Below are 12564 nucleotides of genomic sequence, written 5' to 3'. Positions count from 1 at the left end.
TACTTTTCCCTTAATTAATCAATTCTAAGTTCATTTGGTATTTCAAATTCTTCAGGTGGTTCCGGATATTTACCTGGCCTTGCATTCTTAAGTTGAAATACGTACGCGAGCACTTTTGCCACCGATATATATAAACCGTAAGGTATTTCCTTATCAATATCCGTACTGTAATAAACTGCTCTAGCTAATGCAGGAGCACAAAAAACACTTACCTCATGCTTCAAAGCTATTTCTTTGATTTTTTCTGCTACAAAATCAACACCTTTAGCTACCACTAAAGGTGCATTTGACATATCTGCATCATATTTAAGTGCAACTGCAAAGTGAGTTGGGTTTGTTATGATCACGTCTGCATCCGGTACACCCTCCATCATCCTCTTTTGCGCTAGCTCTCTTTGCAAATTACGCAAACGCCCTTTATTTTCTGGATTACCTTCAGTCTCTTTAAATTCATCCTTAACTTCTTGCAAAGTCATTTTTAATTGCTTGTTGTGTTGCCATAATTGAAAAGGTGCATCAATTAGAGCCACTACTATTAATCCTGCTGATGAAACTGTAAATATTAGCAGTATCAATCTATACGAATGGACAATGCTGTCTTGCGTAGACTCAAATCCTAAATTTAATATTTCAGAGGTAAATACTTTTAATAACGACAAAACAATTGAAGCTATTAGGCCTACTTTCAATAACGCCTTTAATAGCTCTACAAGGCCTTTTACACCAAACATACGTTTAAAACCGGAAAGCGGACTTAGACGATTCATTTTGAATGCCATAGCTTTCATAGAGAACGACATTCCACCGATAGCCATAGGGCCAAATAAAGCCACTACAAACATTAATGCCAAATATGGAGCGACTGCGAATAACGCGGCTATAGCGCTTTCAGTAAAATGTGGAATAAGATAATTCTTATCCATAATATGAGAAATTGGTAATTGGAAGTTAAGCAAAAAAATCCCATGTAAACTCTCGGAGATAGAACCTGTAGTAAATATCAAGCCACCCGCACCCACAAATGTAACCAGCATAGTGTTTAATTCGCGTGACCTAGGAACTTGACCTTTTTTTCGCGAATCCTGAAGCTTTTTTTGCGTAGGCTCCTGCGTTTTATCTTGTTGTGAACTTTGCTCTGCCATCTAATCTTCCTTATTGAGAAAATGGCATTTGTTCAAATGCAGTATTTAGTAAATTTTGAAATACAACTGCTACGCTTGGTAAGGTTATTGCTATAACCACAAGTCCTAAAATAATTGTGATGGGAAACCCTACTGAAAATACATTTAATTGTGGTGCTGCACGGGTCATTAATGCCAAAGCTGAATTTGCGACTAACAAAGCAGTAATCGCTGGAATCGCTACCATCAATGCACCAGAGAACATATTAGTTCCCCATGCAACTACACCCCATAATGCTCCTTGATAATCAAAGGTATGCCCAATCGGCAAATAGGTAAAACTATCAAATAGCATATTAATTAACGCTAAGTGGCCATCAAATGCTAAAAATAATAGCGTTGCTGTAATGGATAAAAATTGACTAACAATAGGTACGGTTACACCATTAACAGGATCTGTAATTTGAGCAAAACCTAAACCCATAGTCACCGCAATATTTTCTCCAGCAATAGTGAGCGCTGAAAAAACTAGACGTAAAATAAAACCCATTAGCAAACCTATTAGAATTTGCAACCCAACTTGAATAATTCCATTTGAAGAGAATAATACAACTGCTTGTGTTTCCTTAAGTAAAGGAATCATAAATATTGTGATTATGGACGCTATGGCTACTTTTATTCTTAGTTGTAAAAATGGGCTACTTAATATTGGTGCGACAGAAAATAAGGCTGCTACACGTGTAAATGGCAAAATAAATTCGTGTATACCTGCTAATATTTCATTAAATTGAAAAATCATAGTATTGGAATTAGATTAGCAAGGTTGGGATATTAGTAATCAAATTTGTTACATAATTTGTTAGTGTTTTTAGCATCCATGGACCTGCCAACAACAATGTTAGAAATAAAACAATTAGTTTAGGAATAAAACTCAACGTCATTTCATTAATTTGCGTAGCGGCTTGCAACATTCCAACAAAAACACCTATTACTAATACAGAAATCAATATAGGCGCTGCCACAATTACAGTTATCCATAGCGCATTATTTAATAGCGTCAATGTTGTTTCAGGTGTCATTTCTTATCCTATTAACTAATATAAAAACTCGATGCCAACATCCCTAGCACCAAAGACCATCCATCCACTAGAACAAATAACATCAACTTAAAGGGTAAGGAGATAATTAATGGCGACAACATCATCATTCCCATAGACATCAAAACACTTGCCACGACTAAATCGATAATTAAAAATGGAATAAATAAAATAAAGCCTATTTGAAATGCTGTCTTTAATTCGCTAGTTACAAATGCTGGCAATAATATAGACAGAGAAATATCTTCAGGCTTTTCTATTCCAGTAGTACCAGATAATTCCACAAATAAAGAAATGTCGCTTTCGCGTGTTTGTGCGATCATGAACTGTTTAATAGGATCGATAGCATTATTTACTGCAGCTTGTGCATCAACTTCTTCAGCAAGATAAGGCTGTACTGAATTGTCGTATACCTCTGTTAACACCGGTGTCATTACGAAAAACGTGATGAAAAGAGCCAGTCCTAATAATATTTGATTAGATGGCGTTTGAGATGTTCCTAATGCTTGTCTTAAAATCGCTAATACAATAATTATGCGCGTGAAGGATGTCATGGTTAACAACAAACCTGGCAATACTGTTATTGCTGTCATTAATACCAGCACTTGCAAGCTCAGTGAATATGCTTGACCACCATCTGCAGTTGTTTCTACAGTTAGCGCAGGAAAACCTGATTGTGCAAACACATCGGGTACTACAAGAAAAGTAATAAAGATTAGTATTAATTTACGCATGACTATTCTTGCCCAGAAGATTGACAAAAATATTCGAAAATTCATTTGTTTTGACTTTATCTTCAGAAGAAATATCCTGAATGTAGTCTTGATCTAAATCATGAATTTTTCTAATCCCTGAATTAGAAGCTCCTAATAATAAATAATCTGGTCCAGCCTTAACAATTAACAATTTATCTTTTGAAGTAACAGAATAACTATAGATAACCTTTATTAATCCTTGGCCATTCATATTATTAAAGCGAACCTTTTTTAATAAGAATAATGCAAAAACTATTATTATTATTACAAAGAGTGTTGCATATATGATTTGTCCATAATTTATTATTGGCTTTGCAAACTCACCAGAGAATGATTCTTTACCGACCTCTTGGCAATAAGCACTAGATGTTATACAAAACAATAAAAGTAACTGCATGACTAATATTGTAATTTTTTTATATTTATTCATTAATTAGGTTTATTTTTAAGTTTCTCGACACGCTTCTCTGGGCTCACGATATTTGTAATACGAGCGCCAAATTTATTATCAACGACTACTACTTCTGCTTTGGCAACAAGTTTTCCATTCACTAACACATCTACTGGCTCATCCACCAATCGATTTAATTCGATAACAGAACCTTGGCTTAATTCTATTAAGTTTTGCAAATCAACAGTTGCACGCCCAAGCTCAAGAGAAACATCTACTGGAATATTCAATACAACATCTAAATTGTTTATTCCTGGTAAAGCATTCATCTCAGCATCTACCGTTTGATTCTGAGCAGCTTGAGGCGTTGCTGTTGGTTCATTTGTTTGATCTTCACTCATATTTTTATCCTGATATATTTAGCTCTCATTCTTTCTTATCCATGAACTTATACTTACTGCTACTGCATCATTTACAGAGCCTATTTTCCCTGTGAAAATAGGTGTAGTACTTGAATACACTGTTACTGATTCCGGCATAGCAAAAGGAATTACATCGCCTGTTTTAAGTTTGACAATTTCATCAACCGTAAGATTAAATGCTGCAAGTACCGTGTTTAGCTCTATAGGCGCTGCTTTAATACTGTTAAATAACTGTTTTTTCCATTGACCATCGCTTTCCTCATCACGTTCTGGAACCATTTTCCTCAAACTATGCTTAATTGGCTCCAGTGCTTTATATGGATAAGCTATTCTTATATAACTTGCTTCTTCATCTAAAGAAACTTTAAATTGGCAAACGACGATAAGAGCAGATTCGTCAAGTAGATTAATTAATTTTGGTTGTAATTCTCGTTGAACATACTGAAAATCTAACGGCTCTGTTTTTTCCCATGCAGCTTTATTAGATATTAGAAACATCTCTAATATTTTATTACTTATATTAAATTCAGTTTCCGTAAATACTTGTTTATCACTTGCCTCACTTAACTTTCCTTCACCACCGAAATATGCATCCATAATAATTTCAATTAATCCACCATCTATACAAACTAGAGCTTGAGAATCAATTTTGCTAATATTTATAATGCTTGTATCTATAAGTATCGGTAGTGAATGAATAAAGTCTCCATACCTACTTATATCTACATCATTCGCTGTGACTTCTATTTCTCTTTGCAATAAATCCGTTAATCCTTCACTCATCGATTCAATAATTTTTTCATTTATTATTGTCAATGCCGGAAGACTAGACTTGTTAATATGAGCTGGAGAATAAAAATCATATGTTAATACTCCTGCCTCATCTGTTATTTGTTCAACATCACCAGATAAAGCATTTCGCTCCTCTTCACTTAATACTTGCTCATCTTCACTTTTGTTTTTATCCGCATCACTCCAAGGACGATCTTCAGATCTTCGCTCTTCACCATCCCAATCTTCGTCTTTCTTTTTTGAATCATCATGTTCAGACGCATTAGCATCTTCTTTGTTTTGATCGTCTTCCGATTCTTGACTTGCTTCTGGTTCTGCAGAACTCATTACTTTAACTCTTAATAGTTATTAGCTATTGCATCACGAGCTTAGTGAAATATATATCTTCAACTAAGTTCTCTCCATAAATCTCTTGCATAACAGATTGAGCAGTCATAAGTGCATCTTTCCGGAGGGTTTCTTTAGATTCTATAGTCGATAACTCGTCGCTGTTTTTACCTGACATTAATAAAAGTAAATTATTACGTACTACAGGAATATGCATCTTGAATTGATCCCTAGCCTCCATGTCATAAAACTTTGCTACCATATAAACCTGCATAAAATGCTTCTTAGATCCATCTACAAAGTTCACCGTAAATGCGGGATGAATATTTTCATAGATGGCTTCTTTCATCTCAGGCTCCATTTCTTCTTCAGCCATTTCCTCGCCTTCTGGTACTTCAGGAGACTTCATAAAAAACATTGCACCACCAATTCCACCACCAACAAGTACAATGCCGATAACAGCAAAAATAATAATTTTTTTCATTTGCAAACCTTCATAGTAGAAACATTTAATTTCATATTTCTAATTGCAACCTATGTGCCAACTTTTATAGTAAATTAATACCATAAATATCAACCACTTATGCAATGAAGTTTTTAAGATAGCCAATAAATTGACTAGTAAGAATTAAATCGAATCGATAATCGTCAAAGATTCGTTGTTAGAGTGAATTATATTGACAGGATTACTTAGACATACGCATCCAGCAAGTATCGGGGTGCAGAGTTATTGACATATACATGTGGAACTACTTCACCTACTTCATCATCAGTCTCATCAAAACCATTATTGAAGTCACTCTGACTTTTATCATCTAAATCAGAATACTGAGAACCTTGTTCTGCTTCATTTGAACTACGTGTTTCGACATGTACTTCCTGTAAATTTATACCACTTTCGCCAAAGTGACTCCTTAAACTAGACATGCTTGCCTCAATAAGCTCTTTTGTGACGGTATTGGTAGCTATAAAATTAAGTTTTAAGTTTGAATCTTCAAGACTCAAAGCAATATTGACTTGTCCTAAAGCTTCTGGGAAAACATTAATTTTTGCGTTCTGTGCTTTATTTCCAATCAACCACTTAACATTTTGCGTGATGGATTGATCAACACTTTGTTGGATTTGTTCTGAACCTGTACCAAGTTTAATTGATAGCGGTATAGGTGACTCTATCAGCTTACTTTGTAAGGCTCCCGCATTTAAATTACCATATGAATCAATTGCAGCATTTATATTTACATTTTGTATAACTGGATCAGATTTAATTGAATTAAAGTTCTGTTGAAATATTTCTGTACTTATTGGTTGGTTTTTTGAGGCATTTCTAGAAGTATTATTTTCAGATAAATATTTAGCAATAAAATCATTCAATTTATCAGAAATGTTTTCACTTACATCAAGTTTTTGAATGCCTGAAAGAGCTGTAAGCTCTTCTGATTCTAGTGTAGAGCTGTTATTTTGACTTTGTTGTATTTTAGCTACAGAAGGTGGACTAACAGATGTTAAAATACGTTGATTTCCTATAACTCCCACTGTTGTATTTAAATTTTCAATTTGTACAGGCTTATTTGAAGCGCTATTTTCTTGCGCAACCGGTATTGGAATGATATTCAACTCATCAATTATTTGATTTTCTATTTCATTAGTATTCTGCAGCCCTGATGAAAGTGACTCTATTGAAGTAGACAATTCAGGAATATTAGATAAATCTAAGAATTCCTGTATCGCAAGCTCAGCATCAGGTAATATATTTATTTCATCATCAAGACTTATAGAGTTAGTATTAATGCCCTCTTGATATATCCCTTTAAATGATTCAATCAATTGATTGGCATCAACATCGGCTATTTGAATATCATTTACTATCGAATGTAGTTCAGATTTTAGATTACTTAACGATTTCGGTAATATCGCATGCGGCAAGCCCTTGCCATCTATAGGCAATACTTTTCCGTTACTCGTAGCAGTAATTTCTTTTAAGGATTCTTCTAGATGTGTACCAAAATTACCGTTCGCACTTTGATTCAAGCCAGTAGTCTCTGAAGTAAGACAACTTGCACATGTATTCGATGCGGCTTGCAAATTAGTAGCCGATAATATTTCTGTTTCTGCCATATCTAAATTATTCCTTGCCTTAGATATTGCACTTTTCGGGCCAACTTTTACCTGTTTTTTGTTGATCCCTCTCGCCTAGGACACAGAATTGTTTTGCAATATTGCAAGAACTTGACTATCTAACTCATTTTGTTCATTACGTTCACTAATCTCAGTTTCCTGCTTGTGATAGCGTTTGATAAGCACACCTAAAGCTCGGTTTTGTGCTCGATCTTTTTGTAAAATATGAATCATTTGATTTACTTTATAATCTAGGTCATGAACAACTTGCTGTTGTACTTCAATAGCTATTTGAAGTTTATTCATCAGCTTATGGTGTATCTGTAGGCTGGTTATAGTTTGCTTATCTTTATTTGTATTTATAGACATATAGTTATTTTGATAATTCATCAAATCATGTAATTTTTTTTCATTATCAATTTTATGCTGCATAAGCTCAACTAAAGATGAAAATTGTTTATTCAACTTGAAATCAAGCACCTCTAGTGCAGCATTTAATTTTTTCGAGCGCGTCACAGAGATATTTTTCTATTTATTTAGTTAGATACTTGGATCAAGTGAAAGATTCATTTCACTTAGAGAAGACTGGTAATTACATGCTACTTGCATATCTTGCTTGAGAAATTCTAATAATTTAGGGTAGTATTCGATAGCTTGATCAATCTTCTCGTCAGTTCCTAACTGATAAACCCCTAAATTAATCATATCTTCGTGTTTTTTATATCTCCCATAAAGTTCTCTAAAACTTTGTGCAGTTTTAATCTGTTCCGCACCACATACTGTATGAAATAGTCTACTTATAGACGCCTCAATATCTATAGCAGGATAATGCCCAGTTTCAGCTAAGGTTCGTGACAGAGTTATATGACCATCTAAAATAGCTCGAGAAGCATCAGCAATGGGATCATTCTGATCATCTCCCTCAACCAACACGGTATAAAATGCTGTGATGGATCCACCAGCAACACTAGAATTACCTGCACGCTCTACCAAAGCAGGTATCTTAGTAAATACAGATGGTGGATAGCCTTTTGTAGCCGGTGGTTCACCGATCGCAAGAGCAATTTCTCTATATGACTGCGCTACTCTCGTTAATGAATCCATCAACAATAAAACGTGTTTACCTTTATCACGAAAATATTCAGCTATAGTGGTGGAATATTTAGCCGCGTGAACTCTTTGCAGTGGCGAACAATCTGCAGGTGCTGCCACTACAACCGTTTTTGTTAATCCGTGCTCGCCAAGTATTTGGTCAATAAATTCTTTTACCTCTCTACCACGTTCGCCAATTAGACCGACTACAATGACATCTGCAGAAGTAAATTTTGTCATCATGCCCAATAAAACACTTTTACCTACACCACTTCCTGCAAATAAGCCCATACGTTGACCAGTGCCAATGCTTAGCAAGGCATTAATGGCTTTCACACCGACATCAAGCGGCGTCTCAATAGGCATTCTCTCAAACGGATTAATATTCTTGCCTTCTAAATCGCGGTATTCATTTGCCTGCACAGGGCCTTTGTTATCCAAAGCTTGTCCAGCGCCATCAATTACGCGTCCTAATAGCTCTTCACCTACAGGTAGTTTATGGTTATCTTTTGTGGGAATAACACGTGCACCTGGCACGGCTCCTTGCATATTTTCAATTGGCATCAAATAACTCTTGGTACCAGAAAACCCTACCACTTCAGCTTCCATCTTTTGATTACTAGGCGACACGATCAAACATCGACCACCAATATTGACCTGGCAACCTTGTGCCTCAATAGTCAAACCAACGAGACGAGTCAATCTTCCTTCAACAGTATAGTTGTACGGTGTCAGAGATTGTTCTGCATGATTAATTGCATCAATCCAATGCTGCTTGCGTTGACTATAATATGGAAGAGTGTTGTGAGCTTCACTCATCTGAACGATCCGTAGTACGTTGACTACCTAATATTTTTGCGGATATTTGCGCTACTTGCGAATCAATCGTTGCATCGATAATTGAATCATCGGTTGCTAACTTACAACCACCACGCTGTACCGAAGGGTCTTCTACAAGTGAGTAGCTATGCACAATATCATCTTGATTAAATACTTTTTGCACAACATTTAAATCACCAGGGTTTAAATGAATTATTAAGCGACCCTTATCGAGTGGCAATAACTTAATAGCTTCTTTTACTACTGACACAACTTGCTCAGAATTGATTTGCAACTCTCTTCTTATGATTTGCTTTGATATAGATACTGCAAGTTGCGTTATGGCTTCAATTACATTCTGATCAACTTCTTTAAGAGCATTATCTAAACTAGAAAATACGCTATCGAAAGTTTGCTTGTACTCATTTAAAGCTTGTTGGCCTTGTTTTAACCCATCCTCATAGCCATTTTTTAGTTTTTCCTCATAAGAACGTTGTGTGTTTGAAACTGATAACTCTTGGTCTAAATAGGGGCCCTCTTTGTTCAGTTCAAATGTGCTTAGTGATGCACGCTGCCAGGTTTCTTGATTGTCCATAAATATGCCTTAAGATCTAAAGAAAATCATCGCCTTTCCCACCCAACATTATCGTTCCTTCTTCTGCTAATCTAAGTGCAACCTCTAAAATTTCTTTCTGTGCTTCTTCTACTTCTGCTAAACGCACTGGACCTGCAGTTTCAAGATCATCTTTAAGTAATTCTGCAGCACGTTTAGACATATTTTTAAATATTTTATTTGCAATCTCTGTACTAGCTCCTTTGAGTGCTGTGACCAACTTATCTTGAGGTGCTTCCCTTAGTATAGTTTGCATTCCTCGATCATCTACACTTAATAAATTATCAAATACAAACATCTTGCCTTTAATTTCTTCGCATAATTCCTTGTCTATCTCTGTTAATGTCTCCACAATATTATTTTCAGTATCTTTATCAACATTATTCAAAATATCTGCAGCTGCTTTAATTCCACCAAGATTTTTAATCTTGCTATCAGTTTCCTGAGTAAATCTACTCTCGATAAGAAGCTCAAGCTCTTTTAATGCAGATGAATTTACATCACCTAGTCTGGCAATCCTCATCACAACATTTGTTTTTTTGTCTTTATCCAATAATTCTAATATCTGTCCCGCCTGTTCATCTTTTAAATGAACCAACAAAATCGCTATCAATTGAGGGTGTTCATCTTTAATTGCATCTGCAATTACTGAAGGATCTATCCATTTTAAAACTTCAAGCCCACTTGCATTAGGTCCTAACTCAATACGCGACAAGATACTATTGGCTTTCTGAGGCCCTATAGCTTGAAACAATATTTTCTTAAGGTAATCCTGTGCACCAATATCAAGCGGCGTGTGTTTTTCATTTACATCACTAAAATCATTTAAAACATCGTAAATATGATGTTGTGTAACATCTTTTAATGCACTGATTGCGGAACCAATGAGCTCTAATTCCTCCGGATCCATAAATTTCAGTACTTTAGATGCTTCTGATTCTCCTAGTACCATCATAAGTATAGCTGCACGCTGTGCACCATCTAATGCACTCACATCAGCCGATGGTGATTCTTCATTCGCCACTTGGTGCCACCCAGTTCTTTACTATCTTTGCAACCTGTTTAGGATCTTGTGATACGAGTTCTTTAGCCATAGCAAGCTGTTGTACATAATTAGGATAATTTCCTGCAGCGGCGGCTGCGATGGCTACTTCTCCTGAGCTACCTTCTAATAACGGTTGTGATGCGGAACTGGAACCACCCGTTGCTGAATTATGCTTACTCATTAATGCTTTCATTGCTGGGCGCACAAACATAAATAGTATGATCAACACTGAGATACCAGCAAAAACTTGTTTGATAATGGACAATAACCAAGACTGCTTCCAGATAGGAGTAGCTTCTGGCTCCTCTAAAACTACTTGAGGGAGAAAACTACTATTATATACGGTAACACTATCGCCACGCTCCTCATTGAAACCTATTGCATCACGAACTATACCGCGGATTAGTGCGAAATCTTCACTAGCAAGTGGTGTCTTTACAGTTTCGCCAGCTTCATTAATAACATCTTTATCGTCTACAACAATCGCAACAGTAATTCTATTAACCAAGCTTTTTGCTTCTTGCGTATAACGCATAGTCTTGTCTAATTCATAATTTTTTGTTGTATTTTGCGATGTAGAGACTGGTGTAGAGTTTGCTGATGAACCCTCCTCACCTTCTTGTGACTCTTCTGTTTGAAGCGTTCCACCTGAAGGAGGTTGATTCGATAATGCTCCGGGGATTCCTAATGCAGCGATTGAACTTCCTTGGTTACGTTGTTCTGAGATCTGTTCGCTACGCACTTGATTATTATCAGGATCGTATAACTCTTCAGCACTCTCACTCTTAGAAAATTCAATTTCTGCATTTACTTGAGCTTTAATTTTATTTCGACCATATATAGGCGCAAGTAATTCTTCAATTCGATTTGCATAAGTTTGTTCTACCGATTTTTTATACGCCAGTTGTTTATTTGACTGATCAATAACATCATCAGTACCAGTAGAACTAAGCAACTGTCCCCACTGATTAACAATCGTTACATTAGCAGCATCTAAATATGGAACACTAGAAGCCACCAAATGTGTAATAGATGATACTTGTCCTGACTCTAGCACCCTCCCTGGCATTAACTTAATCATTACAGATGCAGAGGTTAGCCCTCTATTCCTAATAAATACGGATTGCTTGGGCGTTGCAATATGCACTCTAGAATTATCAATATTTCTCATACCCGCAATTGTACGACTGAGCTCAGTTTCTAGTGCATGCTGATAACGTGCGGTCTCCATAAATTGGCTAGTGCCTAAGGAAGGTTTGTCATTAAGTACTTCATACCCTGTGCCATTTGACTGTGGCAATCCTTCAGAAGCGAGTATTATTTTTGCCTCACCAATTTTGTCATTTGCAACCAATATCATCCCTGAAGATGAGTCCATACGAAAAGGTATGTTTGAAGAACGCAATACATCAGCAACCATACCTACATCTGCTTGAGATAAATTCGAATAAACTGGACTATATTCTGGCTTTATAGACCATAGTGTTACACCCACTCCCAATGCCAATACGGCAGCTAAGGTCAGTATTATTCCCAAATGCGAAAATAATTGCCGTAGAAAATCAGCTAAACTGAATGTGTTGGGTACTTGAGTAGCTTCTAATGTTGCTGCCATGTAGTTATATTCTCTTATTATAAATTATGCTATTTAAACAGGCATACTCATAACTTCTTGGTATGCCGTCACTAATTGATTGCGTACTTGCTTGACCGCTTCAAATGAAACACGCGCTTTCTGCATCTCTATCATGACTCTGGAAAGTTCCACACTAGAGTCACCCTGCTCAAATCGATTTGCCAAATCAGCAGCCATCATTTGCTGTTCATTAACTTTATCTACTGAAGTTTTTAATACAGATGAAAAACTAGGTGCATCATTGCCAGCCTGATTAATCTTGATATTAGGCTCGACTTGACTAGAAATGCTTCTAATTTGAGAAAGTAATTCATTTATTTTTATGTCACTCATATTAAG

The 12564-nt window shown here is 36.0% G+C and carries 15 protein-coding genes; all 15 read right to left on the bottom strand.

Annotated elements, in window-relative coordinates:
* Nucleotides 1-14: 14 nt before the first annotated feature.
* The 15 genes from flhB to fliE all read right to left on the bottom strand — a co-directional run bounded on the left by flhB (nucleotide 15) and on the right by fliE (nucleotide 12558).
* A complete protein-coding gene (flhB, locus tag GKR92_01360) occupies nucleotides 15-1142 on the bottom strand; it encodes a flagellar biosynthesis protein FlhB (GenBank protein ID QMU60415.1) in 1128 nt (375 codons plus the stop codon).
* A gap of 10 nt (nucleotides 1143-1152) precedes the next feature.
* Nucleotides 1153-1920: a flagellar biosynthetic protein FliR gene (gene fliR / locus GKR92_01355; GenBank protein QMU60414.1), complete on the bottom strand. Its 768-nt coding sequence runs from the start codon at nucleotides 1918-1920 to the stop codon at nucleotides 1153-1155.
* Between the two features lie 10 nt (nucleotides 1921-1930).
* Nucleotides 1931-2200 carry a flagellar biosynthesis protein FliQ gene (gene fliQ / locus GKR92_01350; protein QMU60413.1) on the bottom strand — a complete coding sequence of 90 codons (270 nt, stop codon included), beginning with the start codon at nucleotides 2198-2200 and terminating at the stop codon, nucleotides 1931-1933.
* An 11-nt stretch (nucleotides 2201-2211) separates the two neighbouring features.
* Nucleotides 2212-2952: a flagellar type III secretion system pore protein FliP gene (fliP, locus tag GKR92_01345; protein QMU60412.1), complete on the bottom strand. Its 741-nt coding sequence runs from the start codon at nucleotides 2950-2952 to the stop codon at nucleotides 2212-2214.
* Entirely contained in the window at nucleotides 2945-3403 is a 459-nt protein-coding gene (locus GKR92_01340) for a hypothetical protein (protein QMU60411.1), read from the bottom strand. The genes fliP and GKR92_01340 overlap by 8 nt, the downstream gene beginning before the upstream one ends.
* Nucleotides 3403-3765, bottom strand: a complete 363-nt coding sequence (gene fliN, locus GKR92_01335; GenBank protein ID QMU60410.1) for a flagellar motor switch protein FliN — start codon at nucleotides 3763-3765, stop codon at nucleotides 3403-3405. The genes GKR92_01340 and fliN overlap by 1 nt, the downstream gene beginning before the upstream one ends.
* An 18-nt stretch (nucleotides 3766-3783) precedes the next feature.
* A complete protein-coding gene (fliM, locus tag GKR92_01330; GenBank protein ID QMU60409.1) occupies nucleotides 3784-4905 on the bottom strand; it encodes a flagellar motor switch protein FliM in 1122 nt (373 codons plus the stop codon).
* Between the two features lie 25 nt (nucleotides 4906-4930).
* Complete coding sequence (locus tag GKR92_01325; GenBank protein QMU60408.1) at nucleotides 4931-5389, bottom strand: hypothetical protein; 459 nt, start codon at nucleotides 5387-5389, stop codon at nucleotides 4931-4933.
* Between the two features lie 206 nt (nucleotides 5390-5595).
* A complete protein-coding gene (locus tag GKR92_01320; GenBank protein ID QMU60407.1) occupies nucleotides 5596-7020 on the bottom strand; it encodes a hypothetical protein in 1425 nt (474 codons plus the stop codon).
* Between the two features lie 75 nt (nucleotides 7021-7095).
* Entirely contained in the window at nucleotides 7096-7536 is a 441-nt protein-coding gene (locus GKR92_01315) for a hypothetical protein (protein ID QMU60406.1), read from the bottom strand.
* A gap of 24 nt (nucleotides 7537-7560) precedes the next feature.
* Nucleotides 7561-8931 carry a flagellar protein export ATPase FliI gene (gene fliI / locus GKR92_01310; GenBank protein QMU60405.1) on the bottom strand — a complete coding sequence of 457 codons (1371 nt, stop codon included), beginning with the start codon at nucleotides 8929-8931 and terminating at the stop codon, nucleotides 7561-7563.
* Nucleotides 8924-9526, bottom strand: a complete 603-nt coding sequence (locus GKR92_01305) for a flagellar assembly protein FliH (protein ID QMU60404.1) — start codon at nucleotides 9524-9526, stop codon at nucleotides 8924-8926. The genes fliI and GKR92_01305 overlap by 8 nt, the downstream gene beginning before the upstream one ends.
* A 16-nt stretch (nucleotides 9527-9542) precedes the next feature.
* The gene (gene fliG, locus GKR92_01300) at nucleotides 9543-10568 is read right to left on the bottom strand and encodes a flagellar motor switch protein FliG (protein ID QMU60403.1); all 1026 of its coding nucleotides are present in this window, start codon (nucleotides 10566-10568) and stop codon (nucleotides 9543-9545) included.
* Nucleotides 10558-12204: a flagellar M-ring protein FliF gene (fliF, locus tag GKR92_01295; protein ID QMU60402.1), complete on the bottom strand. Its 1647-nt coding sequence runs from the start codon at nucleotides 12202-12204 to the stop codon at nucleotides 10558-10560. Before fliF ends, fliG begins: the two co-directional genes overlap by 11 nt.
* A 33-nt stretch (nucleotides 12205-12237) precedes the next feature.
* Entirely contained in the window at nucleotides 12238-12558 is a 321-nt protein-coding gene (gene fliE / locus GKR92_01290; GenBank protein QMU60401.1) for a flagellar hook-basal body complex protein FliE, read from the bottom strand.
* Nucleotides 12559-12564 lie beyond the last annotated feature (6 nt).

Source organism: Gammaproteobacteria bacterium, assembly GCA_014075255.1.
GTDB lineage: Bacteria > Pseudomonadota > Gammaproteobacteria > UBA4575 > UBA4575 > JABDMD01.
Note: the sequence above shows the minus strand (reverse complement) of the source record. Positions and strands in the feature narration are given on the sequence as shown.